35 protein-coding genes and 1 pseudogene are annotated in these 25,422 nt (G+C 51.6%); 14 read left to right on the top strand and 22 right to left on the bottom strand.

Going from position 1 to position 25,422, the window contains the following annotated elements; all coding sequences use genetic code 11:
* Window positions 1–37: 37 nt before the first annotated feature.
* Entirely contained in the window at window positions 38–388 is a 351-nt protein-coding gene (locus BJP35_RS15200; protein ID WP_086463380.1) for an HNH endonuclease, read from the bottom strand.
* Between the two features lie 101 nt (window positions 389–489).
* On the opposite strand from BJP35_RS15200, the gene BJP35_RS24650 reads away from it, so the two are divergent.
* Entirely contained in the window at window positions 490–669 is a 180-nt protein-coding gene (locus BJP35_RS24650) for a hypothetical protein (protein WP_072031907.1), read from the top strand.
* 31 nt (window positions 670–700) lie between these two features.
* On the opposite strand, the gene BJP35_RS15190 is transcribed toward BJP35_RS24650, so the two are convergent.
* Entirely contained in the window at window positions 701–1,288 is a 588-nt protein-coding gene (locus tag BJP35_RS15190) for a hypothetical protein (protein WP_373419696.1), read from the bottom strand.
* A gap of 167 nt (window positions 1,289–1,455) precedes the next feature.
* Between BJP35_RS15190 and BJP35_RS15185 the strand changes: the two genes are divergently transcribed.
* The gene (locus BJP35_RS15185; RefSeq protein ID WP_179193674.1) at window positions 1,456–1,656 is read left to right on the top strand and encodes a hypothetical protein; all 201 of its coding nucleotides are present in this window, start codon (window positions 1,456–1,458) and stop codon (window positions 1,654–1,656) included.
* Window positions 1,657–1,765: 109 nt separating this feature from the next.
* On the opposite strand, the gene BJP35_RS15180 is transcribed toward BJP35_RS15185, so the two are convergent.
* The 14 genes and pseudogenes from BJP35_RS15180 to BJP35_RS15115 form a co-directional block, all read right to left on the bottom strand.
* On the bottom strand, window positions 1,766–3,223 hold the full coding sequence (locus tag BJP35_RS15180; protein ID WP_086463378.1) for a glycosyltransferase family 2 protein: 1,458 nt from the start codon (window positions 3,221–3,223) through the stop codon (window positions 1,766–1,768).
* 89 nt (window positions 3,224–3,312) lie between these two features.
* Window positions 3,313–4,179 (bottom strand): DUF6236 family protein, encoded by an 867-nt coding sequence (locus tag BJP35_RS15175; RefSeq protein WP_179193673.1) that lies wholly within the window; start codon window positions 4,177–4,179, stop codon window positions 3,313–3,315.
* 118 nt (window positions 4,180–4,297) lie between these two features.
* Window positions 4,298–4,432, bottom strand: a complete 135-nt coding sequence (locus tag BJP35_RS15170; RefSeq protein ID WP_256971785.1) for a hypothetical protein — start codon at window positions 4,430–4,432, stop codon at window positions 4,298–4,300.
* A gap of 4 nt (window positions 4,433–4,436) precedes the next feature.
* A complete protein-coding gene (locus tag BJP35_RS15165) occupies window positions 4,437–4,709 on the bottom strand; it encodes a hypothetical protein (RefSeq protein WP_373419695.1) in 273 nt (90 codons plus the stop codon).
* Complete coding sequence (locus BJP35_RS15160) at window positions 4,706–4,930, bottom strand: hypothetical protein (protein WP_086463375.1); 225 nt, start codon at window positions 4,928–4,930, stop codon at window positions 4,706–4,708. Before BJP35_RS15160 ends, BJP35_RS15165 begins: the two co-directional genes overlap by 4 nt.
* A complete protein-coding gene (locus BJP35_RS15155; protein WP_086463374.1) occupies window positions 4,927–5,553 on the bottom strand; it encodes a glycoside hydrolase family 19 protein in 627 nt (208 codons plus the stop codon). Before BJP35_RS15155 ends, BJP35_RS15160 begins: the two co-directional genes overlap by 4 nt.
* Complete coding sequence (locus tag BJP35_RS15150; RefSeq protein ID WP_086463373.1) at window positions 5,553–5,834, bottom strand: phage holin family protein; 282 nt, start codon at window positions 5,832–5,834, stop codon at window positions 5,553–5,555. Before BJP35_RS15150 ends, BJP35_RS15155 begins: the two co-directional genes overlap by 1 nt.
* Entirely contained in the window at window positions 5,821–6,216 is a 396-nt protein-coding gene (locus BJP35_RS15145) for a phage holin family protein (protein ID WP_022648767.1), read from the bottom strand. Before BJP35_RS15145 ends, BJP35_RS15150 begins: the two co-directional genes overlap by 14 nt.
* Before the next feature lie 445 nt (window positions 6,217–6,661).
* A pseudogene (locus BJP35_RS15140) lies at window positions 6,662–7,240 on the bottom strand (DUF1133 family protein).
* A gap of 13 nt (window positions 7,241–7,253) precedes the next feature.
* Entirely contained in the window at window positions 7,254–8,243 is a 990-nt protein-coding gene (locus tag BJP35_RS15135) for a DUF968 domain-containing protein (RefSeq protein ID WP_086463371.1), read from the bottom strand.
* An 82-nt stretch (window positions 8,244–8,325) separates the two neighbouring features.
* On the bottom strand, window positions 8,326–9,252 hold the full coding sequence (locus BJP35_RS15130; RefSeq protein ID WP_086463370.1) for a conserved phage C-terminal domain-containing protein: 927 nt from the start codon (window positions 9,250–9,252) through the stop codon (window positions 8,326–8,328).
* Window positions 9,209–9,421: a DUF4222 domain-containing protein gene (locus tag BJP35_RS15125; RefSeq protein ID WP_086463369.1), complete on the bottom strand. Its 213-nt coding sequence runs from the start codon at window positions 9,419–9,421 to the stop codon at window positions 9,209–9,211. The genes BJP35_RS15130 and BJP35_RS15125 overlap by 44 nt, the downstream gene beginning before the upstream one ends.
* Before the next feature lie 163 nt (window positions 9,422–9,584).
* Complete coding sequence (locus BJP35_RS15120; protein WP_086463368.1) at window positions 9,585–10,139, bottom strand: YmfL family putative regulatory protein; 555 nt, start codon at window positions 10,137–10,139, stop codon at window positions 9,585–9,587.
* Between the two features lie 25 nt (window positions 10,140–10,164).
* A complete protein-coding gene (locus BJP35_RS15115; protein WP_086463367.1) occupies window positions 10,165–10,365 on the bottom strand; it encodes a Cro/CI family transcriptional regulator in 201 nt (66 codons plus the stop codon).
* A gap of 92 nt (window positions 10,366–10,457) precedes the next feature.
* Here BJP35_RS15115 and BJP35_RS15110 point away from each other — a divergent pair, with 92 nt between their 5' ends.
* Window positions 10,458–11,117, top strand: a complete 660-nt coding sequence (locus BJP35_RS15110) for a LexA family transcriptional regulator (RefSeq protein ID WP_179193672.1) — start codon at window positions 10,458–10,460, stop codon at window positions 11,115–11,117.
* A gap of 365 nt (window positions 11,118–11,482) precedes the next feature.
* Here the strand turns inward: BJP35_RS15110 and BJP35_RS15105 are convergent, their stop codons facing one another.
* The gene (locus BJP35_RS15105) at window positions 11,483–11,974 is read right to left on the bottom strand and encodes a hypothetical protein (RefSeq protein WP_086463365.1); all 492 of its coding nucleotides are present in this window, start codon (window positions 11,972–11,974) and stop codon (window positions 11,483–11,485) included.
* Between the two features lie 245 nt (window positions 11,975–12,219).
* Here BJP35_RS15105 and BJP35_RS24645 point away from each other — a divergent pair, with 245 nt between their 5' ends.
* The 8 genes from BJP35_RS24645 to BJP35_RS15065 all read left to right on the top strand — a co-directional run bounded on the left by BJP35_RS24645 (window position 12,220) and on the right by BJP35_RS15065 (window position 16,403).
* A complete protein-coding gene (locus tag BJP35_RS24645; protein ID WP_256971782.1) occupies window positions 12,220–12,468 on the top strand; it encodes a hypothetical protein in 249 nt (82 codons plus the stop codon).
* A complete protein-coding gene (locus BJP35_RS15095) occupies window positions 12,468–13,295 on the top strand; it encodes a chromosome partitioning protein ParB (protein WP_086463363.1) in 828 nt (275 codons plus the stop codon). Before BJP35_RS24645 ends, BJP35_RS15095 begins: the two co-directional genes overlap by 1 nt.
* Window positions 13,292–13,771, top strand: coding sequence for a hypothetical protein (locus tag BJP35_RS15090; RefSeq protein ID WP_086463362.1), 480 nt, complete (start codon window positions 13,292–13,294; stop codon window positions 13,769–13,771). Before BJP35_RS15095 ends, BJP35_RS15090 begins: the two co-directional genes overlap by 4 nt.
* 95 nt (window positions 13,772–13,866) lie before the next feature.
* A complete protein-coding gene (locus BJP35_RS15085; protein ID WP_256971795.1) occupies window positions 13,867–14,112 on the top strand; it encodes a hypothetical protein in 246 nt (81 codons plus the stop codon).
* Complete coding sequence (locus BJP35_RS15080; protein WP_086463361.1) at window positions 14,105–14,737, top strand: hypothetical protein; 633 nt, start codon at window positions 14,105–14,107, stop codon at window positions 14,735–14,737. The genes BJP35_RS15085 and BJP35_RS15080 overlap by 8 nt, the downstream gene beginning before the upstream one ends.
* Window positions 14,724–14,966, top strand: coding sequence for a DUF4060 family protein (locus BJP35_RS15075; RefSeq protein ID WP_086463360.1), 243 nt, complete (start codon window positions 14,724–14,726; stop codon window positions 14,964–14,966). The genes BJP35_RS15080 and BJP35_RS15075 overlap by 14 nt, the downstream gene beginning before the upstream one ends.
* Window positions 14,967–15,025: 59 nt before the next feature.
* Window positions 15,026–15,283, top strand: a complete 258-nt coding sequence (locus BJP35_RS15070; RefSeq protein WP_086463359.1) for an excisionase — start codon at window positions 15,026–15,028, stop codon at window positions 15,281–15,283.
* Window positions 15,264–16,403, top strand: a complete 1,140-nt coding sequence (locus tag BJP35_RS15065) for a phage integrase Arm DNA-binding domain-containing protein (RefSeq protein WP_086463358.1) — start codon at window positions 15,264–15,266, stop codon at window positions 16,401–16,403. Before BJP35_RS15070 ends, BJP35_RS15065 begins: the two co-directional genes overlap by 20 nt.
* A gap of 150 nt (window positions 16,404–16,553) precedes the next feature.
* On the opposite strand, the gene dcp is transcribed toward BJP35_RS15065, so the two are convergent.
* Window positions 16,554–18,587: a peptidyl-dipeptidase Dcp gene (gene dcp, locus BJP35_RS15060; protein WP_086463357.1), complete on the bottom strand. Its 2,034-nt coding sequence runs from the start codon at window positions 18,585–18,587 to the stop codon at window positions 16,554–16,556.
* A gap of 142 nt (window positions 18,588–18,729) precedes the next feature.
* Between dcp and ydfG the strand changes: the two genes are divergently transcribed.
* The gene (gene ydfG / locus BJP35_RS15055; protein WP_020884259.1) at window positions 18,730–19,476 is read left to right on the top strand and encodes a bifunctional NADP-dependent 3-hydroxy acid dehydrogenase/3-hydroxypropionate dehydrogenase YdfG; all 747 of its coding nucleotides are present in this window, start codon (window positions 18,730–18,732) and stop codon (window positions 19,474–19,476) included.
* 91 nt (window positions 19,477–19,567) lie between these two features.
* A complete protein-coding gene (locus tag BJP35_RS15050; protein ID WP_014169893.1) occupies window positions 19,568–20,254 on the top strand; it encodes a GntR family transcriptional regulator in 687 nt (228 codons plus the stop codon).
* A 35-nt stretch (window positions 20,255–20,289) separates the two neighbouring features.
* Here the strand turns inward: BJP35_RS15050 and BJP35_RS15045 are convergent, their stop codons facing one another.
* Window positions 20,290–20,721 (bottom strand): universal stress protein, encoded by a 432-nt coding sequence (locus BJP35_RS15045; RefSeq protein ID WP_014169892.1) that lies wholly within the window; start codon window positions 20,719–20,721, stop codon window positions 20,290–20,292.
* A gap of 289 nt (window positions 20,722–21,010) precedes the next feature.
* Between BJP35_RS15045 and ydfZ the strand changes: the two genes are divergently transcribed.
* Window positions 21,011–21,214 carry a putative selenium delivery protein YdfZ gene (gene ydfZ / locus BJP35_RS15040; protein ID WP_013096785.1) on the top strand — a complete coding sequence of 68 codons (204 nt, stop codon included), beginning with the start codon at window positions 21,011–21,013 and terminating at the stop codon, window positions 21,212–21,214.
* Window positions 21,215–21,257: 43 nt separating this feature from the next.
* Here ydfZ and BJP35_RS15035 read toward each other — a convergent pair whose 3' ends face one another.
* From BJP35_RS15035 to BJP35_RS15025, 3 genes are all read right to left on the bottom strand, one after another.
* Complete coding sequence (locus tag BJP35_RS15035; RefSeq protein ID WP_047744576.1) at window positions 21,258–22,721, bottom strand: mannitol dehydrogenase family protein; 1,464 nt, start codon at window positions 22,719–22,721, stop codon at window positions 21,258–21,260.
* A gap of 220 nt (window positions 22,722–22,941) precedes the next feature.
* Window positions 22,942–24,321 carry an MFS transporter gene (locus BJP35_RS15030; RefSeq protein WP_014169890.1) on the bottom strand — a complete coding sequence of 460 codons (1,380 nt, stop codon included), beginning with the start codon at window positions 24,319–24,321 and terminating at the stop codon, window positions 22,942–22,944.
* Window positions 24,322–24,394: 73 nt separating this feature from the next.
* Window positions 24,395–25,414, bottom strand: a complete 1,020-nt coding sequence (locus tag BJP35_RS15025) for a Zn-dependent oxidoreductase (protein ID WP_025204304.1) — start codon at window positions 25,412–25,414, stop codon at window positions 24,395–24,397.
* Window positions 25,415–25,422: the final 8 nt, after the last annotated feature.

Below are 25,422 nucleotides of genomic sequence, written 5' to 3'. Positions count from 1 at the left end.
CGCCCTCCCCCTCGGTCGATTCAAATGAGAATTGATGTCATTTGAGTCTTTCGACTGCTGTTTTCGCCCCGTGGCAGGGCTTGCAGAGGCTTTCGAGGTTGGACAGGTCATCGGTCCCCCCATTTGCTTTGGCGGTGATGTGGTCCACCGTCTCAGCGGGTGTATACCTTCCATTTCGCAGGCATTCCTGACAGAGGTGTTTATCCCTGTCGAGAACGATTGGGCGCAGCCTGTCCCACTTACTGCCATAACCGCGCTGGTGCCTGCTTTGTCCTCTCTGATGCTGCTGCCAGCCTTCGTTAATGTGCTTGGGGCAATAGCCTGAGCGGTCTGTAGTAGTACCTGGGCAGCCACGCTTGCGGCATGCCCTTGGTATTTGTGATGGCATTAACACTCCTAAAAAATTGAATCATCGCCACGTTGAAACTGGTGAATCTTCCTGCAAAGTGTATTTGCCACACTTTTGTGGCTTATATCGTGGAGGTATTTATGGGTTTGAAACCTGGCCAGTCTAGTGGACGTGATGGCGGTGTATATCGTGAACGCGGTCCGCGAGGCGGCCAAACCGATAACTACACAACCATTCCTGATAACCATACTGCACCACCGACTTCTAAACCTGGTGCAACATGGGTACCAGTTAAACGGACTCCAGACAGCAAAAGATAGAACTAATTAAACCGGCCAATTGGCCGGTTTTTCAGGCTAACCTCCACGCCCGGCGGCGTTCTGTTCGTGGTGCTGAGTCTGGGTGACGCTCAACCGGTTCGCCGTCAGCATGGTCCACCAGCGAGTAACACGGATAAACCATAGCGCCGCCATAGGCATCACCCACTGCATAATCGGCAGGCTTACTGCTATCCCATCGAGATAGCACATCGCTGACACGTTGAGGCGGTACGCTATAGCACACCCCGTGTATCAGTCGCGGCAGCGTGATGTAGCCAACCTGAGTCTTATCAGCAATAATCAGCCGTTCGGCTATTTGCATTTGATATTGAGGTGGGCGGCCGGTACCGAGATAAAAGCTCAGCATGTCGTCAGGAAAGCGCGCTAGCCAGTCAGTAACCTTTTCCCTGAATCCAAGTACCGGCAACGCGTCGTCTTCCAGCACTACTACCCGGCATGGTTGGCAGGCAGCCCACTCCAGCGCGCGGCGATGATTCCAGTTCGCGCCGTGGTCACCGTCATCAATAAGCAGATGAGCATCCAGCATCGCAGCGAGACGTTGTGCATGCCCTAGGCGTGAGTGATGGCCAACCACCACAAACTTTATGTCTTCAGCCACCAGAGAATCTCCAATAAAAAAGCCGCGCGATGGCGGCCACTGTCTGAATATCAGGGTGTTACTTCGCTTTAGCCCTGGTTAAGGTAAGCATTCAGCCCGTCAGTGGTGGGACACTGGCGCACTTATGTACGGAGGGATGGCTGATTACCTTCGGATAAGGACTGAATATGATTAAGAAGAATTTCAGATTACAGATGGAATGTAATGCTAAAACAATTGATGACCTTAATAGGGAGGTCGGACAGCTTAAATGTGTCGTAGGCTTTCTCATGGCTCAACTACCGCCAGAACGCAGAGAAGCGGTTATCAATAACCTAAAAGAATACGAGTTGAATGATTCAGCTAAGGAATTCAGTCAGTTCCTTTAAACAGGGCCCGTCCTACTAAATTGATATGCCAGCCCACTGGTCTAATGGGCTGGCACTTTGGGCTATATATGTTCTTTTTAAATTTGTGTTTCTTCATATCTACTTCCTCTTATTTATGTTTCCACCATGCGCATTCTTTGCCAATACCATCAGTCTTAAACACTGTGTGGATGCGCGGGCCTGTGACAATGCGATCGCCAAATGACTTTGCGACAATGCCAAAAGCGATCATATCCCCCACCGCGGAGCCAGCCTGTTCTTTCTTCCAGAAACGATAACTCTCTATCCGGTAGTAAAGACGGATGATGCCGTGAGCGAACGCCATCACATCAGCGCGGGTGCCACCCAGCAGACCAGCGTTAAGCATCACATCGTTGCGGTGCGCTTCAATGAATTCCTGATAGATACGCTCTGGATGGTTCTGCTTTGCCCAGGTGTCGGCGTATGTCTTTGGTTCAGAACCGACGTAAACATTCCCGGGCTGCATTTCTTCCCACGGTGCGCGGAGCATTTCGACATCGGTACCATCTGTACACCAGACGAAACGATATTTAGGGTGATCGCGCAGGTGCTGCCAGATGTGCAGCCAGCGCCGGAAATAGACATTCATCTTTACGTCAGGAACGAGATACAGCTCAACATCTGCCGGAGCCGTCAGTAATTCATCCACCAGCGCAATACGCCCACAATTCCGAAGCGAGGCCGCCCATTTGGTCAGCATGTCAGGCGAGGCCGTCAGTTTGGTACCGCGCTGCGGGTCAGGCTGACTGGTGAGCAGCGTTGTGATTACCACGTCGCGCGGCTGCCGATATTCAACGTAACCGGTATACCCGGTGTCACGCCGTTCGTTGTGGATCTTCACATTACGTTCTACCAGCGCCTGGCGGTCGGGCCTCGGCACTGAACGTTCCACAGCTTCATGTTCATCGAGAGAATGGATCAGCTTTTCTGAACCGACGACATCAGCGTAAGCCCAGGTAGTCAGTCCTGTATTATGGATGCGAAGGGCGAAGTCACTGTGTTCGTACATGCCGCGACCATAAACGGGATCGAATCCGCCCACCTTCTCGATGGCTCTGCGGTGGTAATAAAGCATCACGCCGCGTTGTCCGGTATACGCCACATGCTGATCGTCACGGTAAAGCACCAAAAGGTCATTGAGCTTATTCTGGCCAGCAAGATCGAGGAACTGGTAAGCCAGGTGTGGCTCGGGTGATTCGATGTAAGGAAGATGCCAGTTATCGGCGATGGGCCAGGCGTCATCATCCCAAAGAAAAATATGCTCACACCCGGCATCCATCAGAGCAGTTAAGCTGGCGTTCTTTGAGGCAACAATGCCGAGTGATGTTTCATGGCGCAGCAGTTGTACGCCGTATGGCACTACCGCTGCAGGTTTTGAACCATCATCGACAACCACCACCAGCGCACCGGCTGGCAGATGTTTCATATGCTGCTCAATGGCGCGCTTTAAAATGTCTGGCCTGTTGTGGGTAGTTATGGCAATGCCAATCCGTGACGCTGAAGCACAGGCAGGACCGAACGGGACACCATCAATAGTGACCTGCATAAAAACTCCAATAAAAAAAAGCTACCGTCGGCTGAGGGCAGCTTAAATTAATATATCAAAATGCTCACAGAATGCTTCTAAGGTACTAATTAAAACATTCCTTTTTTTGACGCGCTGGTTAAGAAAGCTAACTTTTCCTTTTCACCTTTTAACAACCCCGATTTTACATGTTTTATCTTAACCATTGTTGAGGCCGCAGAAATAGCCAACCCCCCGATATCGCCTACAACACCCATATTTAAAGATTGTGAACCTGTAATAGATAAACTTGCCTTCGTTAAAAACTCAATTACTTGACCAGCATCAAATTCGCAATTTACAGAAACATCGAATTTAGGGAAATGCTTCCACTTTTCAAGGCATAATTTATTTATACTTTTAATTTGTTTATCTAATCTATCGTAGGCTTCCATTTTTGAAAGTTCAACATCAGGAGATTTTAAGACATCATAATAAAGCTCTGCGATGTATGAATGTAAAGCATTTAAATCATCTTTATATATGTGTTTAAACTCAAGAATCTCCTCAATATGAAGATCTTTATTTGGAACTGGTAAAGCCTTGAGCAATTCTAACCGAAGAATATCTTTATCACTTGAATAAACTCCAAAATTAAACTCATCCCCAACCTGATGAAGTAACCAGTCAGTTGATTTTTCTTTCGCTCTAAGATCCTTTAACACTTCTATTTGGAAATTGGCATATAAGTGCGAGAATTGACTAATATCCAGCATGCCCTTCGTAACCATTTTTGGACGCTTAAGTATACCGGCTGCTAACAATTCATCTTGCTTAGGGATTGACAGCGAAATATTTGAAGAATCAAGTACAACTAATTCATCCCAGTAAAGTGCATAATAGTGAACTTCATCAGTAGAAAAACCTTGAAGATCTACAGCCGCTCTATCCGTGTTGAAGCGAAAACTACCCGGTGGAGTTACGATTCCTCTTTTCATCATTTCACTCTTCATATTTTTTTAGAAGAGAATGTTACAATGAAAAACTATAGTCAAGATAGCCTCGTGATGGCTAACAATGAGCATAAGAGCGGAAATGTGAACACAGTAGCAGGCTTCACTCCCGCTTCTGGCAGTTCGCCTGCCACGCTTTGTTATGCGCCAGGATGTCTTTCTTCGTCTGGCTGTCCAGAACATCCCAGTCGTGATCCGTTCCGTAGATGGGTTTAACCCAGTCGCAAGCCGTGTCCACTACCTCAACCTTTACGGGTCCAGTTTGTGCGCAGCTCACGATCAACATCATCGCCAGGCATATGGTTAACAGTCTGCTGTACATTGCTGGCCTCTTTCGTTGTCTCTACCCGGCGTTCGGCTACTGCTTCAGTGGCTGCGGCCTTTTCTTCGGTGCGCTGCTTGTCTGATTTGGCTTCCGCTTTGCTGGTGCCGCGTGAATGTCCAATGCCGAAGACTGCAGCAATCGCTCCAAGAACAGCAACGGCTATCGTGATAATTAACTGTACCGTGATCATGCTTCCACCTTCGGTTCAAAAGAGCGCACGTTTAAAGCTTCGCTGAATGGTAAAGACCAGTTGAGCCAGGTGAATGTCTGAAGTTCACACATTCCGTCAAACATCTCTCCAGGTTCGATGTCTTCATAACTGCAGACGATGTGTAGAACACCATCCTTTTCCTGCAGCACAACAGTGTCGGTCTCCCACCTTGGGATTAAGATTCGTAGCCACTTTTTCATACAAGCACCGTCTTGGCCTGCCCGAAGCGAGCGCGGCGATCTTCCAGTCCGTTCGTTCCGCCGTTGATAATCTTCGTCACGCGCATCAGGTCGCCAGAATGATTAAGGCAGCCCTTAGTGACAAAGAACCATGCCGCGCTTCTTGCGGCGTATACGTCTTCAGCGAGCAACTGAGGTTGCTTAACCAGATCTACCTTCAGGCCGTTTCCACAATCACGGTAGTTATTCAGCCCCGTAATCTGGATAAGCCCACGCCCACGATATAACCAGCCATCACCGGGAGCGTTGTTCCCATTGCGTTTGCTGTATACCAGGTTGGCAAGAGCGCGCTGGCGCTCAATCGGCAATGTTCGTTCTTCGGGGCGACGGCCAAGCGCGTTTGCCTGCTCAGCGGTTAGACGACCAGCACGAATGAAGTTAACCAGTCCAGCAATGCGGTAATTGAAGCTCTCCACCAGCAATGTAAACCCTGCTGATTCATGCCCTGCCTGAGCAATGAACATCGCCTGGTCTTCCGGTTTAGTGATGCCGAACTCTTTCATCGCTTCGGTGACTGGCTGAAACCAGCGCGCAGCTAACTCGGCGCTTAACCCAGCCGCCTTTTGAAATTGTGATTGGTTCATTAGTGCCTCAGTGCATCAACCAGGCGCGCTATGTTTCCCCGAGTCCAGAGAACGGCGGCGCATATCAGGACGTTCACCAGCACCACGAACCAGTGCGATTCATGGTACAAGCCGAACAGGTAACGGAAAGGAACGCTGGCGTACATCAGCACCGTGAAATAAGCCATCAGCGATATCAGTGGGCGATGTCTCGCCCCGCCGCGCTGGTAGAACATCAGTGCAATAACGATAACAGCAGAGATAATTGCGTTTGCCATCGCACTGGGATCACTTGTTACCATTGCTGGCCCCTCCACCACGTAAACGCGAGAGAATTCCAAACAGGCTTCCTAAATCTTGGCTGTTGACGAACGTCAGCAGCTTGATAGCAATAGCGGCTACGATTACCGCGCCCAGCGCATCAAGTGGCCTGTCGCTATACCCCGTCCATTTGGAGAAGTAAGAGCCAAGCAGCGGTGCGCCGATAACGCCGAAGATGAATGAGGTGATGAAGTAGCCCACCAGCTTAAGGCGACTGATATTAACCGCCGTAGCAACGTAAAACACCGCACCAGCGAATGCGCCAAACACCACACCGTAATCTATGCCGGTTGCCAAACCGAACATGCTGGCTCCCATCAGACCACCAGCCGCTACCGTAGTGCCAGAAACAGGATCGGACATTTAGCCCCCTCTTATTGCCGTGAGTCCTCTCAGAACGAGGGGAAACAAAAAAGGCCGCCCGTGGGCAGCCTTGAGATTATTTTTTTTCAGTCACCACAGAGATGGATGCTGATTTTTGTGACGCGATTCGATAAAGACCGCGAACCTTTGAGGTGATTGACTGACTTCAATGATTGGTATTTTCCAGCCAGTCGTCAAATTAAGATACGTAGTATCTTTACTGACTCTGACGGTTCCCGAGTAGCCGTCTTTGGAGTAGGCATTTACATTGATATGTGCAGATTCTTTACCGCTCATAATTACACCGTCCTTATGTGATTTAGCCACTTCATGTGACACACATCACATTATCACAGTATAAATTTTAGGCAATAAAAAACCCGCTTACATTGCGGGTTTCAAACTTATTGCTCAGTACGCTTTACTGTCCCGAGCCTAACACAATTTAAGCACTTTCTTGCTCACTCTGCAACTTAAATCTGTCGCTATTTGTGCCAAACGCGTCACAAAGTGGAGCGTACAGGATCGATTCTGCCAAACTTACCCAAGTGTCTATGCGGCGGCGGCATGTGATCAAGGTCCAGTCAGGGTGTTTTGCATTGAGCTCGTTAGCCATCTGCAGTTTGCTCTTACGCAGCCGGTGACGGTCGACAATAACGCTATAGAGTCCCCGGTAGTCATCATTCATCAGGACCGAAGCAACAACACCATCAACCTTCAGCCCTTCTTCATCAGAGCAGAACGCCAGGCCGCTTTTGTTTTTGCTGTCGAGGATTTCGCGCAGGTAAGCTTCCAGCTCAGGTTTAGTGATACCGGATTTCTTCATGCGGCGCAGCGCATCATTAATGGCGGTTTTGGTGATTTTTCCGGACGCCAGTAGCTGGTTAAACATGTTTCCGCCAGAGGCACCACCGATGTATGACCAGCGACCCCACATGCGGAGCTTGCCCTATACCCAGATGCTTTCGAGAGTGCGAAGGCGAACCATCTCGTCGGATTTGCCAACTTCAGAAGGATTGATCATGTTGCGTCTCCACTTACGCCAGTGCACCGATTGCCAGCGCACGATCTAAAAACCGAAACAACAGCGTTAACTGGTCGCCGTGCTTCGCTTCAAATGCCACAGGATCAGCGTGCAACTCATCGTGATGCGCTCTGCACAGCGGTATCACAAACAGGTCGTGCGCTTTGGTACCCATTCCACCCTGCCCGTGGCCTATCAGGTGGTGGGGGTCGTCTGCCGGGTTATTGCAGCAACTGCACTGCTGCGACTTCACCCAGCGGGTGTACTTCTCGTTCTCCCAGCGGCGGCGCTTTGGCCTCAGCATGAAAGATTCCGGTGATTCAGGATCGACCTTCACCGAGACAATCTTCTTAACTTTCTCCTGAAGAATTTCAGTAGCCGGTAATGACGGCACAATGTCGCTTTCCCGCATCACTGAACTGTGCGATTCGGGCTTAATCCTGAGAGCCTGATGCGCCAGTGATTCAGAAATTAGGTCAGCAAGATCGTTACGTACCATCCACCAGCAAAACTCCGGCAGCGTCAGTGTGTGGTCAGCGCTGAAACCCAGCATTATACTCACCCTTTCGAGCAGCCATTTTACCAGGTTCTGCATGGCAATTCCTGCCAGTCTTTCAGTGGTTTGTTCACGTAGCTGGTTATCGCAACCCCAGCAGAGGCGAATGCTTCCGGGTGCGTGACGCATTACCGTAAAGTCCTTTGAATGCCAGTCATTGTGAGGCCACTGACATTCGAATTTACGTTCCAGCCAGGCATCAAGACTGCTTAGCCCCCCAGCACGCTGAATAACCCTCTCGTTCAGGAAAAGCTCCTGCATACTGACATCATCTGTCAGCGGCTGGTGTGCTTCAGGAATCAGACCAGATGGAAGATGCTGGATAGCTTCCGAAGGAGTTTCAATCACCACCCGGCCAAGACGAAACAGCCACAGCAGTTCGTTGCCTGGGCGGAACAACACAACCCCGGACATTGGCGCAACTTCAGGTGTCAGTATGGCTCTCACCTAATTACCCCCATTGCTGGTTGATGCTTGGTTATAGATATTTCTACCCTTCCGCCATTCACTTGACGCGGCGTTAATTCCATCATGAGCTCGCTCCTCGGAACCCGTCAGGGATTTTGCTGTAGTCGGTGTTATTGAAGCTGGATTTAAAGATTCCGTCCTCACGCACCCACTTCCCGTTAACTCGTGCTGGTCTACCGGCATTCGCCCAGCTGTTGGCTGACTTCAGGTAGCCAGGAAACTTTGTTGGCTGGAAAAGAGTCTGTGGGCGAAGGTAAGCCGACATAGTGAGGTCTTCGCTCCACTTCGCGTTGCAGTAATCCACCACCAGCGATAACTCTTCAACGGTGTAACCTTCCCCGATACGGGCACGAATGTTTTGCAACGAGGTGGTCGAAACCTGATAGCGCGAGTTAGTCACCTGGTTCAGATAGGTTAAAACCAGTTTTGCCTGATCAGTGATTAAAACATCACGGTCTGGTTGCGACGCAACCGGACAAATAGGTTTTTTAATATCTGTAGTATTCTCTGTTGTATTCTCTGTAAGAACATCAGTGCAATTTGACCTGATGACAGCGGTTCGTTTTGACCCGATGGAGCGTTTCACTTTGACCTCTTCCATCGGTTCATTTTGACCTAATGGAAGGGTGCAATTTGAACTCTTCGATTTGGTCACTTTGACCTCATCTAAAAGCTCGCTTTCGTAGTTGATCGTGTAGTAGTTCGTCATGTCGCGCTGAGACTTGTTCAGTTGCTCAACTTTGAGCACGCCGAGGTTCTTCAGGCGGGTGAACGTGCGCTTCAGAGTAGACTCTGACCAGAAAGGGAACTGCTCCAGCCACTGCTCATTGGTGTTGTAAATCCAGCGCACGCCGTCACGCTCCAGTCCGGAGGTGGTCTCTTTCAGCCAGTAGTTTACCTGCTGCAACACAATAGCCTCGTTGAGGCCAATGCTGTACGCAAGGTCAGGGTTTATCACTATCGGCCGGGATGGCATTAACAGGCTCATGGTCGTCCTTTAACTCTGTAAATTTACGCTGGAATTGGTCAAGAGGGCTGAAGCACTCATAATCGTACCCTTCGCGAAGGTATATAACGCGTCGAGTCTGTGGCTCCCATCGGATGACATGGACCGGGACGCCGTAGTGGTCTTTGAATCGCCGGTTAAGTTCACGCATAACGATTCCCCTTTACGACGCCACAAACCCACAATTCCCATGGCCCTGCTGTGGTTACACTCAACCCAGCGGCCTGATACCATGCGCTCATATCGAAACGACGAGGTTCCAACAACGGGAATACCACGGAGTTGCGGGAGACGTTTGTTTACCGTTAAACTGTTCATGCGTTAGTTTCTCCACTGATACGACACGCCAAGGGGCCCGGAGCTGCACACTCGCGGGCCTCACCCATTTCTGGAAGGCAATAAACACGGGAAATAAGATTCAGGAACGTCATGAGAGTGACCCTGAACTGATATGCAATATCGTTAAGACTTTGCCACTCGCTACTGTCAACTACGCCGTCTTCGATATAATGACGGTATGCGTTGACCAGTTCACCAAGTCGTCCCACCAGCTCGGCCAGTTTCAGTCCGATCTCTTCGTTTTCATCATCTGGCACCGCGCCAGGGACATGAATTCCGTTATCAGTTTCACGAGAGAAAGCATCAGCGATGTAGCTCACACCGGCAGCGCTCTGAAGCACCATTGCCCACCCCATTGGGAAGATCTGATCGCCACCAGCACGAAGGCGGTTAAAGAGTGAATTCTGGGTTTCGTCCAGAATCTCCGCCGCCTCAGCGTATCCACCAGGCAACGCTGCAATCGTCTTTCTGATAGCTGCTACCAGCCAGGCGGGCTGCTTCTCAATTTTCCATTCAGGTTCTATACCCACGGTTAACCCCTCATCTCTGTGGTTATTAACAAGCTGATGAATCTGTAGACTTTTGGTAAAGACTGGCATCGTACTTAAGCTTGCCTTTCGTAATTCTCTCGATAACGAAAGCTTGCTTTTGAGGGATGACTTCACCCCATCGGCAAACTGCCGGGTGGGAAATTCCAAGAACACTTGCGGTTTTTAATACGCCGCCGAAGTGCTCAATGACTTCTGATTTACGCATGGTTCCTCCTAGTTAACCCATACCTCAAAGGTAACAAAAGGTACATCAAATAGCAAACAACAGTTACTAGGAATGGATGTAACATTGGTTACATGAAAACAGAGATGAAAGACCGAATAAGATCCCGTCGAGTCCAGCTCGACATAACACAGCAGACCCTGGCTAAACGCTTGGGTGTCAGCCGTGTTTCCGTGACTAAATGGGAGAGCGGAACAACTAAGCCTGATGGGGAGAACCTCCATCAGCTGGCAATGGCGCTGCAGACAACTCCAGAATGGATTCTTTACGGTCAAGGTGAGGAAACCCAGGACGATACAAAAGTTGTTCCGTTCCTTAAGCCACCAACGGCTGTTCCTATTATCTCCGCTGTTCAGGCCGGGATGTGGACTGATACTTATGCATGCTCAAGGCTTTCTGATGTGATTTCATGGACGCAAACCACTGCAAACGTCTCTGATGAAGTATTCGGTCTGGTAGTTCGCGGGGAGTCTATGACCAACCCTCATGGTCTGCCATCCATTCCTGAAGGGTCGATTGTTATTGTTGAGCCTCATTATGGTCAACTGGATGACCTTTACGGAAAAATTGTAGTGGCAATACTTGACGGTTCAGCTGAGGCGACCGTTAAAAAGCTGGTTTGGGATAGTCCATTCTCATACTTGATGCCACTTAATCCTGCATTCAAACCTATCCAGATAGACGGTAACTGTCGAATTGTTGGGAAAGTGGTTCAGATAACCCAGAACATCTAAATTATTAATTTCCAATGCCAGATATCCTTCTGGCATTTTTTTTGCACCTTCATGTAACAAAAAGTACATTGGCCGCTTGACCATTCTAGTAACTAAAGGTACATTTAAGTCACACCACGGGTACTGACAGTTACCTGCGCCGGTGTGGTAGTTAACAGTACGGTATATGGTACATGTGCCGAAGCGGTCCGGGGATTCCTTTCAGTATCCAGATCCAGCGGGTAGCCGGAATGTGCAAGCCAGGCATGCACGACAGCCAGAGACGTGTCACCAGCGTGGCGATCAGGTGTGACACCTCGGAAGAGACGAGGAGAATGCCGATAAAATAAAAGCGCCCCAAAGGACGCTTAGCTCTTTAACAAAAATTATTCAGATGCTTTTAGAGGGGCAACCTTATTTACTGCGTAATTACTGAAAGCAAATAGGAACACGAACATACATCCTGCTGTTATGAGGAATGCTTTGAATGTTTTCCAAAAATCATCAACAGTAGTAGATGGATTATCTAACATAGTCAAAGCATCATAGAAAAGAGCGCAAAAAGTGCCAATAACGATGTAAAGAAGGATCAAGAAAAAACCAGCCACTCTTGGCCTAGGTGTAGGATCTGTAAAAGCAATTAATACTCGATTAGTTCTTTTGAAAGATACTATCCATATTACAAAACATACAAATGCCCAACTAAGTAATGCGAGCATTGTATCAAGGCTAAAATTGCCCCATGTCAATTTGCCCAATAAGGCAGCATATAGGATAACGCCAAGCACTGAACAAATAGAACTGATCATAAGGCCACGAATGCCTTCATAGTATTGATCATTTCCTTCAAAAGGAACTTCTAGTTTTATCTTAGACATTTCATTGACCATTAATTGTTAACTTAAATGAATTGGAGAGAGCAAAAATATAATCGGTAATAAAGACAAAATCTTTAATTATATTTTTGATTTTTCGCGCTGTGCAGAGCGCATTCATAACGGAGAAACTAACCATGAAAAATACTGAAAGCGTAACTGAGCTAAAACCATGCATGACGCGGGAGCAGCTCATCGACACAGCTCGTAAAGCTAGCCCTCTCCTCCCTCCAGCTTATCGCGGCATTATGACCGAACTGGCTAACCGCCTGGACTACACCAGCGTAGCGCTTTGTGAAGCGATGAAGCAGCGGAAGGAACTGGCTGAGCAGAACGCTACCCTGCGTGAGGATGTCGCCAACTGGGCCAAAGAGTGTGACCGTCTCGAAGAACGCCGCACAAAGACACCCACGAATGTTCACTCACTGGAAGCGCAGCGCGAATTACGTGAACTGCCGCCTGTCGTATTTTCCCAGGCTAACGAGGTAGCGCTCTAATGGCTAACTCATTCAAGCAAATGACTAAGGCCGGTGTAATTAAGCGCACTGATACAGGGATGTTTATCGCTCTTGCCGATATCCACGTTCGTGAAGGTTTCAACAAGCGTGAAGACGATGAGCGCACACGCCAGGCTGATGATGACCTTTTCCAGTACCTGATGAATGGTGGCGCGGTTCCTCCGCTGGAAGTAATCGCCCGTGATGAAGGTGGTGTGTGGGTTGTTGAAGGTCACCGTCGTCGCCGCTGCTATGCGCGCTGCGCTGAAGCTGGCAAGCCAGTTGACCGCATCCACATCATGCCATTCAACGGTAACGATGTTCAGCGTCTGGCTCGCATTATGACAAGCAACAACCAACTCCCGCTCTCCGATATGGAACAAGCAGCAGTTATTCAGGAGCTGCATAACGCTTTCAACCAGACCACCAGCGAGATCGCAAAACTGGTAAACAAGTCTGTTCCTACTGTCGAAAAGCTCCTGCTTCTTAGCACAGCAAACCACGACGTTCAGAAAGAAGTTAAATCCGGGACCGTGTCCGTAGATGTGGCCGTTGACCGCGTAAAAGAGTTCGGCGAAAAGGCCGGTGAGGTTCTTCAGAAGGATAAAGCCTCTGCTGCAGCCAAAGGTAAAAAGAAAGTGACTCGTAGCGTCATAGCGCCAGAAATTAGCGTTAAGAAAGCACGCCGCCTTGTTGAGCTGGTTAGCCTGGCCGGGATAAGTGACGCAGGCGTTATATCTCTCGAAGGTTTGGCCCATGCAGAAGTCCTTCAAATTATCGACGAGCACAAAGCTATCGTGGCTCAACGTGCTGGAGAGCAGAAATGAAATTCACATTGAAAGAAATGAACGGCCTTCTTAATGGGAAATGCCTCCCATCTGATCTGATCGTTGGTGAAACACTTGCAGAGTATCTGGTTCGTAAATTCTCCGCACTTGAGCAGCGCCTCATCGAGTCAGATCGATACGGCCGCCAGACTGATATCACAATCGATAATCTGGAGATGAAGCTGGCGCAGATGGCTGCGGAGAATGCGGGTCTGAAGGAACTTATCGAGCAGCACGCTATTTGTGTGGCTGTATGCCCGGATTGCTCTCATGAAGAGCCGAGCGAAACAGACGATATCTTTGCGCTTTATCGGTCTATGGAAACCCCAGCCATCGACGCTTTTCTGGCTGAAGTGCGGGCGCAGGGTGTGGATATGTTCTCAGAAAAATTCGGTGGCGGAACTCTACTTTCCAACATGGTTAAAGAGACCGCAAAGGATTTCGCCGCCCAGCTTCGCAAAGGAGTGCAGTCATGAGCAAATCACTTAATTCACGTTGCATTCATCGCTGGGAAGTTGAGTTTAAGGGTGTCTGCGATTCGAAGTTAAATCCATGGTGGCGTTAGCATGACCTGCGCGGTTACATCCACGAAGCGGCTCTGACAACCGCTGATTACATGGTGCAGAGCATGGCAGAGCGGAACGCCCGGGTTGATTTTTGCGGTACCGATATTGGCTGGTCGCCAGAGTTCTCCGCCTGGTACAACGAACGTCGTGAGCAGTACCTCAAGGAGGCGCGCGACTACCTGAACGAATACGCCACCAACGACGAGATTGACGAAGAAATTCAGAACGAGCTGGAGGCCTGGAATGACTGAGCGCGGAATGATTTTTAACGGTGAGATGGTGCGCGCCATCCTCGATGGCCAGAAGACGCAGACGCGGCGTGTTATGAAGCCTCAACCCGATCCTTGCCCGACACCACGCGGCGGCCACTGGTGGCCCAGCAACGTTTTCAAAACAATGCTTCATGTTGAAGAAGAAATGCAGAACGGAAAAGGCGGCTGGGGCGGGCTGGTCGGCGACGCGTGCCCGTTCGGCGACGTCGGCGACCGCATCTGGGTGCGGGAGACGTGGGCAGAGGCTGGAGCTAGCGCGCCGGATCTGAAACTTTATCGCGCGAATTACCCTGCGCATGTTCCAACTCATTACGAGAACGTGCCGCCGGTTGAGAATGTCCGCTGGACACCCAGCATCCACATGCCGCGCTGGGCCAGTCGGATTTTACTGGAGATCACCGATGTACGGGTCGAGCAGCTGAACGATATCAGTGAGGAAGACGCACGTTCGGAGGGAATTTCTGGCTCCACGGCCCGTGACGTAAAAGAGGCTTACGCAGCGTTATGGCGGTCTATCTACGGTTCTGACAACTGGCGCGCTAACCCATGGGTCTGGGTGATCGAGTTTAAGCGTATCGAAGGAGATGGCCATGCGACTGATTAATCGAGGTAACCAGCAATCACCGTTAGCGCGTCTGGCATGCGACATCGCACTGGCAGCCCACCAGCAAAGATACGGCGACTATGGGCGCAGCAAGGTAAAAGAGACGTACACGGTGAAGGTTGAAGGCGTGAAGGTCTGGGTTGAGGTAGTGAACCGCAAGGCGAGCTATGTGGCAACGGCAATGACGGGCATGCGACGACTGCGATCCTTACCTGGGCAGGTGGCCTGATATTGAAATATCACACTACATAACTTTGAGAGCTCATATTTATCAAACTGGAGGTTTTCATGGGACAGCTCGTTAGCTTGGAGGATTGGGCTTCCGGTCCAAACGGCTTCAAGCAACCCCCATCCAGATCGGCACTGCACAAGATTGCTAAAACAGGACAAACGATCCCAAGGGCGCTTAAACAAGGTCGACGGTGGGTTATCGATGAAGAGGCCAAATTCATTGGTATGCTCGCATCGCCGGCTCTACCACCACGCATGCCGAAAGCGGTTAAGACGCTTATGGAGAGAGTAATTAATGGCAGCCAGACCACGTAACCACAGGGTTGATATCCCAAATCTCTACTGTAAGCTTGATAAGCGTAACAGCAAAACCTACTGGCAATATCGGCACCCTTTAACCGGTCAGTTTATCGGTTTTGGTACCGATCAAGAGGCGGCCAGACTGGCCGCCTCTGAATTGAATCGTCTGCTTGCGCAGCAGGAAGTTGCCCAGTCGTTTGCCCTGATAGATATGGTCAGCCATAAGAAAGTTAATTCCAAGAAATCGATGCGGATGCGCCTATGGATTGAACGGTATCTGAAAATTCAGGAGGAGCGGCTCAGCAATAAAGAGATAAAAATTAATACGCTTAAATCAAGAAGGACATGCACAAACGTACTGGTTGAAAGGATGCCTGATGTTGGCATTCAGGAAGTCACCACCAAAATGCTGGCAGCCATTACAGACGAATATAAAGCCAGAGGCAAAGCACGAATGGCGCAAACGCTCCGCAGCGTCTGGATTGACCTATACAAAGAGGCGCAGCACGCAGGCGAAGTTGAGCCGGGATATAACCCGGCGCTAGCCACAAGAAAAGTCGTTGTCCGGGTAAGTCGTTCGCGACTAAACCTTGAGATGTGGAGGTCGATATTTGAAGCTGCCTCCAATATGGCGCCCTACGTCCAAAACTCCATGCTTCTGGCAGTTGTTACCGGGCAACGGCGGGGCGATATCGCCAAAATGAAGTTCTCTGATGTCTGGGATGGTCATCTCCACGTTGAGCAGCAAAAGACCGGAGCGAAACTGGCTATACCGCTCTCGCTACGCTGCGAGATGTTGGATATTACACTGGCGCAGGTGATCAAGCGATGTAGGGATCGGGTCGTAAGCCCCTGGATTCTCCATCACGTGACCTCAAGCGGTAATGTGAAAGCAGGCGATCAGGTTGGCGAGAACAGCCTTAGCGTCTCCTTCAAACTCGCGGTCGATAGTACTGGAATTTCCATAGAGGATGGAAAAACAATGCCGACTTTTCACGAGCAGCGTTCTCTATCGGAGCGTCTGTATGAGGGGCAAGGCATCAATACCCAGCAGCTACTAGGTCACTCATCAGACAGGATGACAGCGCACTATCATAACGATCGCGGTCTCGAATGGGTGAAAGTGAAGGTGTAGCTACGTCAATAATTGGACCGTATCCCCCTGCAAATTTCGCAGAATTTAAGAATTCATTTTGGGGAGGAATTTTGGAGGAGTTTTGGGGAAGAAAAAATCGGGCAAAATCCGGGCACCGCGCCCGGTTCTGCTTCCAGCCTGAAAAAGCCCTTACGAACTCAACCCGCGGTTATCCAGCATCGGTTCGATCTTCGGATCGTGGCCGCGCCAGTTCCGGTAAAGTTCAGCTAAATCAGTACTATTCCCGCGCGACAAAATGGCCTCGCGGAATTTCTGTCCGTTTTCGCGAGTCAAACCACCCTGCTCGACAAACCACTGATAGCCATCGTCTGCCAGCATTTGCGTCCACAGGTAAGCGTAATACCCTGCCGCATAGCCGCCGCCGAAGATATGGGCGAAGTAGCTGCTGCGATAGCGCGGTGGAACGGCGGGCAGATCCAGCCCCTCTTTGTGCAGTGCTGCTGCTTCAAAGGCGTCTACATCGTCCACAGGTTCGCTGATGCCGTGCCAGTTCATATCCAGCAGCGCAGCGCTAAGCAGCTCGGTCATGTCATAACCTTTATTAAACTGCGTCGCGTTAAGCATTTTATCGCGCAGCGCCTCGGGCATCGGCTCTCCGGTCTGATAGTGGCGGGCATAGTGGGCAAACACCTGCGGATGGCTCGCCCAGTGCTCGTTGATTTGCGATGGGAACTCGACAAAATCACGCGGCGTATTGGTGCCGGAGAGGGAGGCGTAGCGCTGGCTGGCAAACAGACCGTGCAGCGTATGACCAAACTCGTGGAACAGGGTGACCACATCGTCCCAGGAGATCAGCGCCGTCTGACCGTTAGCCGGTTTTTGATAGTTGCAGACATTGTAGATCACCGGGCGCGAGGCAAACTCATACGATTGCTCGACGAAATTCCCCATCCACGCCCCACCGGCTTTCGATTCGCGGGCAAAGAAATCCCCGTAGAACAGCGCCATCCCTTCGCCGGTGTGGTCGAAAATCTCCCACACGCGGACATCAGGATGGTAAACCGGAATATCGAAACGCTCGACAAAGCGGAGGCCAAACAGCTGGCTTGCAGCCCAGAATACGCCATCCTGCAACACCGTGTTGAGCGCAAAGTACGGCTTGATTTGCGACTCGTCGAGGGCATATTTCGCCTGGCGCACGCGCTCGGCATAAAAGGCCCAGTCCCACGCCTGCACGGTGAACCCGCCCTGCTCGTCATCAATCACTTTTTGGATATCGGCCTGCTCAAGCGTCGCTCGGGTGCGTGCGGCGGGTACAATTCCGCGCATAAAAGCCAACGCGGCGGCAGGTGTTTTCGCCATTTGATCGGCGATACTCCAGCTTGCGTAGTCCTCAAACCCCAACAATTTTGCCTGACGCGCACGCAACGCGGTGAGACGCAGGATCAGTGCCCGGGTATCGTTTTCATCCCCTTTCTGGGTACGCGTCCAGCCCGCGTTAAACAAATTTTCCCGCGTCTGACGGTCACGCAGCGCGGAAAGTGCGGGTTGTTGAGTGGTATTAAGCAGCGGAATCAACCAGCGATCGTTCAGCCCTTTCTCCGCGGCGGCATGGGCAGCCGTCGCAATCTCGTCAGGACTGAGTCCATCAAGCTGATGTGCATAATCCACGACCAGCCCACCGGCTTTGGTGGCGGCCAGCAGACGCTGATTAAACTGGCTGGTGAGGGTCGCCGCCTCGGTATTCAGCGCTTTCAGCTCCGCTTTTTCTGCATCATTCAGCCGCGCACCGGCCAGCACAAAGTGCTGGTACGTCTCTTCTGCCAGCCGACGGGATTCGGCGTCCAGCGCAGCACAATCCTGCCAGACGCTCTCCACGCGAGAGAACAGCGTGTCGTTAAGCCAGATATCGTTCGCCAGAGCAGCAAGCTCGGTAGAGATCTGCTCTTCAAGCGCCTGTAAGTCATCATTGGTGTGCGCAGAGGTCATGGCGAAGAAAACGCTGCTGACACGCGAGAGCATGGCACCGCTTTTTTCGAGCGCCAGCACGGTATTGGTGAAATCGGGGGCGGCCGTTTGCGCGACAATCGCGTCAATTTCGGCTCGCTTCTGGCGTATCGCTTCATCGAATGCCGGGCGGTAGTGGCCGTCGTTGATTTCGTCGAATCGGGGTGCCTGATAAGGCAACAGGCTGCTTTCAAAAAAGGGATTAGTGGCCGACATCTTTCACTCCTGAGTACGGTTATCTTCCCAGAGTAGGCCAGGCCGCCACTGCCTGCAATGCCGTCATACAAATGTTGCCTTAACGCATCCTTCGCGGCCGTGCTATGTTAGTACAACACAAAAAGCGTTGAGGAACAGTGAGATGATTATTTTAGTTACCGGGGCAACGGCAGGTTTTGGTGAAAGCATCACGCGTCGCTTCGTCGCCAACGGGCATAAGGTGATTGCGACGGGTCGTCGTCAGGAGCGTCTGCAGGAGCTGAAAGATGAACTGGGTGACAGCATCCTGACCGCGCAGCTTGATGTCCGTAACCGTGCCGCCATCGAAGAGATGATTGCTAACCTGCCGGCCGAATGGCGTGCCATTGACCTGCTGGTCAACAATGCCGGTCTGGCGCTCGGTATGGAGCCTGCCCATAAAGCCAGCGTTGAAGACTGGGAAAACATGATCGACACGAACAACAAAGGGCTGGTGTACATGACCCGCGCCGTGCTGCCAGGCATGGTTGAGCGCAATCGCGGCCACATTATTAACATCGGTTCGACCGCAGGAAGCTGGCCTTATGCGGGCGGTAATGTTTATGGCGCGACCAAAGCCTTCGTGCGTCAGTTCAGCCTTAACCTGCGTACCGATCTGCACGGCACCGCCATTCGCGTGACCGATATTGAGCCGGGCCTGGTAGGCGGAACCGAATTTTCTAACGTTCGGTTTAAAGGTGATGACGCGAAAGCAGACAAAACCTACGAGAATGCGAACGCCCTGACGCCGGAAGATGTCACCGAAGCGGTCTGGTGGGTGGCAACGCTGCCAAAACACGTCAACATTAACACGGTAGAAATGATGCCAGTCAGCCAGAGTTTTGGCGGACTTAGCGTCCATCGTGGCTAACATTGCCCTTCCCGGCCTGCGGGCCGGGTCTGTTTCAGGCCATAAAAGAATGGTAGTATGTTCAGGCTAACTCTCTGAGAAATGACAACTCATGGCCGCTGAATCGCAACTCAATCCTACCCAGCCTGTAAACCAGCAAATCTATCGCATTTTGCGACGTGATATTGTCCATTGCCTGATCCCACCCGGAACGCCGCTCTCTGAAAAAGAGGTGTCCGTGCGGTTTGACGTGTCCCGCCAGCCCGTGCGTGAGGCGTTTATCAAGCTTGCAGAAAACGGTCTGATTCAGATCCGCCCGCAGCGCGGCAGCTATGTGAACAAAATCTCGCTCTCCCAGGTGCGTAACGGGTGTTTTGTCCGTCAGGCCATTGAGTGCGCGGTGGCGCGCCGGGCCGCATCGCTGATTGACGATAACCAGTGCTATCTGCTGGAGCAAAACCTGCATCAGCAGCGTATTGCGATTGACCGCAAACAGCTCAACGACTTCTTCCAGCTTGATGACGAGTTTCACCAGAAGCTGGCGCAAATTGCGGACTGTCAGCTGGCCTGGGACACGATTGAAAACATCAAAGCCACCATCGACCGCGTGCGCTATATGAGTCTCGACCACGTCTCACCACCGGAAATGTTGCTCCGACAGCATCATGATATTTTCAGTGCGCTGGAAAAACGCGATCAGGACGGTGTAGAAAAAGCGATGACGCTGCACCTGCAGGAAATCAGCGAATCCGTACAGTTAATTCGTCAGGAAAACAGCGACTGGTTTAGCGAAGAGTAAAATACGCCGCCCCCGTTTCGGTTGCGGCGAAGAGATTAGCGAACCACCAGCACCGGAATACTCGCATAGCGCAGGATAGATTCCGCATTTGAACCGAGCAGATGGGTGCTGATGCTCGGGTTTTTCGACCCGATGACGATCACGTCATATTCCCCTTCTTTGCTCAGTTTGATAATTTCGTCACGCACGTTGCCAAAGCAGACCAGGCTGTGGATATTCTCCCCGGGGAGATCAAACAGCCTTTTTAGCTCGTTCATTTTCTTCCCGGATTCAGCGGTCATAAACGCTTCAAACTTTTTGATATCGGCGTTGAATCCGCGCAGCAACGAGCGGCTGCTGTTGGGGAGAATGTTCACCAGCGTAATCGACGCGCCTTCCGCCTTTGCAAGGTTGGCCGCGTGGCGAACCGCTTTGTCGCTCAATTCCATTTCAAATACATCAACAGGCATTAAAATCTTCTTATACATAAGCCTGACTCCTTATTTCTGTGAAAGGGGTATTCCCTGCTTCAAGAATGACAGCCGGAATATAAACAAACCCTAAACGCTTGCCTGCAGAAACTATCAATAAAGGAAAATAAATGTGGGCTTTGTAAATTGCTGTCGTGAACCGTCAGCACCCACCAATATTGAGAAAAAAGTGTGAGTTTGATCAAAAACAAAAAAATGAGATGCAGACAGGCGTATTTATAGTGCCCCGTGAACGGTGAAACCTGAAATAGCGCCGTAACGGATAAGTGAGAGAGGAGAAAATACCATGATGACATACGACCGTAACCGTAACGCAATTACCACCGGCAGCCGTGTAATGATCAATGGCACAGGACACACCGGCGTGATTAAAGCGATCCACAGCGAAGGGCTGGATGCCGCGCAGGTGCGTCGCAGCAAAACGGTAGAAGTGGAAGGTTGCGAAGGTAAGTTCGAACCGATTGAACTGATTCGCCTGGGTATGCACTGATTCATGCGACATCATGCCGCCGCACGCGGCGGCATGTGATGACTTAGCCGTTCGCCGCGTACTCTGCGACCGTGGCTTTTGCACCTTTTTGCACTAACGTCTGGTAAGCACGCATTACCGCATCCACAAAGACGGTTTCATGCGGGAGTTCTTTGCCAAAAATGGCCTCAATGCCCAGCAGCGCCTTCACCCGGTCTTCGCCCTCAGCACTTCCCTTCACCGCCGCCTGAATGACCGCCAGCTGCGGGTCGCTCACGTCGATAGCGTTGCCCTGCTCATCGACACCACCGACATACCGCATCCAGCCTGCAATGCCTAATGCCAGCAGCGGGAAGCTTTTTTGATGCACCAGATGCCAGCGCACGGAATCGAGCATACGCTGCGGGAGCTTCTGGCTGCCGTCCATCGCGATTTGCCAGGTACGGTGACGTAACGCCGGGTTGCTGTAGCGGGCAATCAACAGGTCAGCATAGTGGCCTAAATCAACGCCTTTCACTTTTAAGGTCGGCGCCTGCTCGTTCAGCATCAGCGCATAGGCGGCAGTACGGTAGTGCGCGTCTTCCATGCAGTCGTTGATATGCGGGTACCCCGCCAGATAGCCAAGATACGCGAGGAAAGAGTGACTGCCGTTAAGCATGCGCAGCTTCATCTCTTCAAACGGAATGACGTCTGAAACCAGCTCCGCCCCGGCCTTTTCCCACTGTGGACGGCCTGCGACAAAGTTGTCCTCGATCACCCACTGACGGAACGGTTCGCACGCCACGCCTGCCGGGTCACGAACGCCAGTCAGCTGTTCAATTTTATCCAGCGTCTCCGGTGTAACCGCGGGAACAATACGATCCACCATGGTGGACGGGAAAGTGACGCTGGATTCAATCCAGTCTGCCAGCTCGCCGTCAACCGCGCGGGCATAAGCGCAGGTCACATTACGCATGACGTGCCCGTTCTCCGGCATATTGTCACAGGACATGACGCTAAACGCGGGCAGCCCGGCAGCTTTGCGTCGCGCGAGTGCTTCGACGACCACACCCGGCGCAGATTTCGGCTGATGCGGGTTTTGCAGGTCGGCGGCGATTAACGGGTGATCGAGCATCAGTTTCCCGGTCGCTGGCGAGTGGCAATATCCCTTTTCAGTAATGGTGAGCGAGACAATCGCCACCTGCGGCTCACACAGTGCGGCCAGCACGCGTTCCAGCCCGTCAACCTGTGCATGCAGTGCGTTCCTGACCACGCCCACCACCCGCGATGTCCACGCATCGGCAGACATTTCCGCCACGGTGTAGAGATGATCCTGTGCGTTCAGATCGGCAATCTGCTGTTCACCGCCAATCAGGTTTACCTCACAGTAACCCCAGTCGCTGTTGTGTTCCGCGGCGAGAATGTCGGCGTACACCGCCTGATGCGCACGGTGAAATGCGCCAAACCCTAAATGAACAATGCGTGCCTTGAGGCAATCGCGATCGTACTGAGGAAGCGTCGCTTTCGCCTGTAATAACCGGTTTTCCATGATTAAGACTCGTTAAGTTATGTACGCTGGGATTCGCTGCCGCTCTAAACGAGCAGCAGCGCCTGCTGACTACACCAACTAGAATGGCAGTCGGGGTAAAAAAGAACTGCCATTAACCATACTGATCCTGCAGTTTGAGATTTTGATTTATATTAACTTTTACGCATGTGGTGTGACATGAACATAAAGTTGTGTGACAGGTCACTAAAGATATAAACCATTACCGCCGCGATGAAACCGCCCCATAGCCAACGGAATCACGTGCCGGCCCCTCCGCCGCATCTTCCGCCACGCTCAAATCACGATCGCAGACCTCTGGCATGCAGATGGCGGCGATCAGCCCAATCACGGAGTAGGCGATCATCATGGCGACAATTGGCCACCAGGAACCGGTCATATTGCAGAAGATCCCGGCGAGCACTGGCCCGAAACCTACCGCGACCAGCCCGCCCGCCTCTTTTGAGATAGCCATCCGGGTAAAGCGGTTACGCGAGCCAAACATCTCCGCCATCGTGATATTTTCCAGGGCAAACAGTCCCAGTACGGCGAAATTATGGATAACGATGATGGAAAGCATGATCACGCCCGGCGCATAGCTCTTATCAACGATAATCGACAGCATCGGGTACGCCAGAATAATGGCGGAGATATTGAGCAGAATGTACGGCAGACGACGCCCTACTTTATCGGAGAGCCAGCCCAACAGCGGGATAGAGATAAACCCGAGGATTGAGCTTATCATCAGCGCATCGGTGGGGATCGCTTTATCGAACAGCAGCGTCTGAACCAGATACCCGGCAAGAAACGTCTGGATCAGTCCCGAATTCCCCGCCTGACCAAAACGCAGCCCGGTTGCCAGCCAGAAGGACTTACTCTTCACCATCGCTGCAAATGATAAATCGTGTTTTGTCACCGGTGCGGTTGTCTCAGCCTCGTTCACTTTTTCAAATACCGGGCTCTCCTTCAGGTTCATTCGCAGCCAGATGGCGAAGATCATTACCACCACGCTGGCAAGAAACGGGACACGCCAGCCCCAGGCAACCAACTGTTCGCGGTCGAGGGCGAAGAACATAATTGCCCAGATAGCCGTTGCACTTAGCGTCCCGCAGTTGGTGCCCATCGCCACCAGCGAGGAGATAATGCCGCGTTTCCCTTTAGGGGCGTACTCCGCCAGCATGGTCCCGGCGCCGGAGATTTCAGCCCCTGCCCCCAGCCCCTGGATAATACGCAGCGTCACTAACAGGACGGGCGCGAAAATCCCAATCTGCGCGTAGGTCGGCAAGACCCCGATCAGGGTCGTGCAGATCCCCATCATAGTAATGGTGATAAACAGCACCTTTTTACGGCCAATGCTGTCGCCCATTCGCCCGAAGATAAAGGCGCCGACAATGCGCGCGATATAGCCTGCGCCGTACGTCCCCATCGCCAGAATCAGCGCCATTGCGGCCGATTGTTCCGGGAAGAAGATCTCATGGAATACCAGTGCGGCCCCCAGCGAATAGAGCTGGAAATCCATAAACTCCAGTGCGGTACCCAGCCAGCCGGAAACGGCGGCTTTCACCAGATCTGAAGTCGTTCTTTGTGGTTGTGTTTGCGTCATAATGGCTATCTCTGCAAGGTAAGATGCGTACCACTCAGAGTCTGTCTGCGCAGGCTCTTAACCGCGTGAATTATTATTGCCCGAACGTGAGTAAGACTTTGCAGCACTGCCGCTGATCTTTTTCAAACCGTTCGATGGCGTCTGTTACGTGGTGATAGTCAAAAGTGTGGGTGATCAGTTTGTCCGGGTCGATCAGCCCCTTTTCCAGCCAGTCGATGACGACGGGGAATTTGTTGGCATTCAGCCGTGATGAGAATATCGCCAGCTCTTTTCCGGTGATCCCCTGCTGAACAATCTGGCTTGGGTCGCTGGAAAACCCCATCAGCACGATGCGTGCCGCCGGAGAGGCAATGGTGATGGCTTCCTGTAAAATTGTCGGATGACAGGCTGCGTCAATAATAAGCGTTGGTTTGATCCCTTTTTCTTCCAGCGCCGCCTGTAACGACAGCTCCGCGTTGTTGAACACCCAGTCCGCGCCGCTGCGTTGCGCCATCGCCAGCCGTTCATTGATCCGATCGACAACGATAACCTGCTTCACCTTATAGACACCTTTCAGCGCCTGGACGGTGACAAGCCCCATGGGACCTGCGCCGTAGATCAGGGCGATATCCTGCCCGGTGGGTTGTGCGTGCCCCGTCACGTTAGCGGCAATCGTGAACGGCTCAATCATTACCGCGTGTTTATCTGGAATAGCATCCGGAACAACCCAGGCATTTTTTGCCGGTACGACGGCATACTCACTAAATCCTCCGTCGCGATGAACGCCCAGCACCACCAGAGAGGTACAGACATTGGGTTTGCCCACGGAGCACGGATAGCAGTGTCCGCAGCTGATCACCGGGTCAACCGAGACGCGCTCGCCCACGCGGGCCGGGTCAACACCCTCACCAACGGCATCAATCTCGCCAAAAAATTCATGGCCAATCACACGCGGGTATCGCGCAAACGGATTATGCCCGCGGTAAATATGGCTGTCTGAACCGCAAATACCGGCCAGTTTGACGTTGACGCGCACTTCACCTGCCGCGGGTTCCGGGAGTGGACGATCTTCAATCACCAGTGCATTGGGTTGTTGAATCACTACGCTTTTCATCGTTCGCT

It is taken from the genome of Enterobacter sp. J49 (genome assembly GCF_002148625.1).
Lineage (GTDB): Bacteria > Pseudomonadota > Gammaproteobacteria > Enterobacterales > Enterobacteriaceae > Enterobacter > Enterobacter ludwigii.
The sequence above is the reverse complement of the archived record's forward strand: the minus strand, read 5'-3'. Positions and strand labels throughout refer to the sequence as shown.

Coding starts and splice junctions, on each gene's coding strand:
- BJP35_RS15200 (WP_086463380.1), bottom strand. CDS start 388: ATGCCATCACAAATACCAAGGGCATGCCGCAAGCGTGGCTGCCCAGGT.
- BJP35_RS24650 (WP_072031907.1), top strand. CDS start 490: ATGGGTTTGAAACCTGGCCAGTCTAGTGGACGTGATGGCGGTGTATAT.
- BJP35_RS15185 (WP_179193674.1), top strand. CDS start 1,456: ATGATTAAGAAGAATTTCAGATTACAGATGGAATGTAATGCTAAAACA.
- BJP35_RS15180 (WP_086463378.1), bottom strand. CDS start 3,223: ATGCAGGTCACTATTGATGGTGTCCCGTTCGGTCCTGCCTGTGCTTCA.
- BJP35_RS15175 (WP_179193673.1), bottom strand. CDS start 4,179: ATGAAAAGAGGAATCGTAACTCCACCGGGTAGTTTTCGCTTCAACACG.
- BJP35_RS15165 (WP_373419695.1), bottom strand. CDS start 4,709: ATGATCACGGTACAGTTAATTATCACGATAGCCGTTGCTGTTCTTGGA.
- BJP35_RS15160 (WP_086463375.1), bottom strand. CDS start 4,930: ATGAAAAAGTGGCTACGAATCTTAATCCCAAGGTGGGAGACCGACACT.
- BJP35_RS15155 (WP_086463374.1), bottom strand. CDS start 5,553: ATGAACCAATCACAATTTCAAAAGGCGGCTGGGTTAAGCGCCGAGTTA.
- BJP35_RS15150 (WP_086463373.1), bottom strand. CDS start 5,834: ATGGTAACAAGTGATCCCAGTGCGATGGCAAACGCAATTATCTCTGCT.
- BJP35_RS15145 (WP_022648767.1), bottom strand. CDS start 6,216: ATGTCCGATCCTGTTTCTGGCACTACGGTAGCGGCTGGTGGTCTGATG.
- BJP35_RS15130 (WP_086463370.1), bottom strand. CDS start 9,252: ATGAGCCTGTTAATGCCATCCCGGCCGATAGTGATAAACCCTGACCTT.
- BJP35_RS15125 (WP_086463369.1), bottom strand. CDS start 9,421: ATGCGTGAACTTAACCGGCGATTCAAAGACCACTACGGCGTCCCGGTC.
- BJP35_RS15115 (WP_086463367.1), bottom strand. CDS start 10,365: ATGCGTAAATCAGAAGTCATTGAGCACTTCGGCGGCGTATTAAAAACC.
- BJP35_RS15110 (WP_179193672.1), top strand. CDS start 10,458: ATGAAAACAGAGATGAAAGACCGAATAAGATCCCGTCGAGTCCAGCTC.
- BJP35_RS15105 (WP_086463365.1), bottom strand. CDS start 11,974: ATGTCTAAGATAAAACTAGAAGTTCCTTTTGAAGGAAATGATCAATAC.
- BJP35_RS24645 (WP_256971782.1), top strand. CDS start 12,220: ATGACCGAACTGGCTAACCGCCTGGACTACACCAGCGTAGCGCTTTGT.
- BJP35_RS15095 (WP_086463363.1), top strand. CDS start 12,468: ATGGCTAACTCATTCAAGCAAATGACTAAGGCCGGTGTAATTAAGCGC.
- BJP35_RS15090 (WP_086463362.1), top strand. CDS start 13,292: ATGAAATTCACATTGAAAGAAATGAACGGCCTTCTTAATGGGAAATGC.
- BJP35_RS15080 (WP_086463361.1), top strand. CDS start 14,105: ATGACTGAGCGCGGAATGATTTTTAACGGTGAGATGGTGCGCGCCATC.
- BJP35_RS15075 (WP_086463360.1), top strand. CDS start 14,724: ATGCGACTGATTAATCGAGGTAACCAGCAATCACCGTTAGCGCGTCTG.
- BJP35_RS15070 (WP_086463359.1), top strand. CDS start 15,026: ATGGGACAGCTCGTTAGCTTGGAGGATTGGGCTTCCGGTCCAAACGGC.
- BJP35_RS15065 (WP_086463358.1), top strand. CDS start 15,264: ATGGCAGCCAGACCACGTAACCACAGGGTTGATATCCCAAATCTCTAC.
- dcp (WP_086463357.1), bottom strand. CDS start 18,587: ATGTCGGCCACTAATCCCTTTTTTGAAAGCAGCCTGTTGCCTTATCAG.
- ydfG (WP_020884259.1), top strand. CDS start 18,730: ATGATTATTTTAGTTACCGGGGCAACGGCAGGTTTTGGTGAAAGCATC.
- BJP35_RS15050 (WP_014169893.1), top strand. CDS start 19,568: ATGGCCGCTGAATCGCAACTCAATCCTACCCAGCCTGTAAACCAGCAA.
- BJP35_RS15045 (WP_014169892.1), bottom strand. CDS start 20,721: ATGTATAAGAAGATTTTAATGCCTGTTGATGTATTTGAAATGGAATTG.
- ydfZ (WP_013096785.1), top strand. CDS start 21,011: ATGATGACATACGACCGTAACCGTAACGCAATTACCACCGGCAGCCGT.
- BJP35_RS15035 (WP_047744576.1), bottom strand. CDS start 22,721: ATGGAAAACCGGTTATTACAGGCGAAAGCGACGCTTCCTCAGTACGAT.
- BJP35_RS15030 (WP_014169890.1), bottom strand. CDS start 24,321: ATGACGCAAACACAACCACAAAGAACGACTTCAGATCTGGTGAAAGCC.
- BJP35_RS15025 (WP_025204304.1), bottom strand. CDS start 25,414: ATGAAAAGCGTAGTGATTCAACAACCCAATGCACTGGTGATTGAAGAT.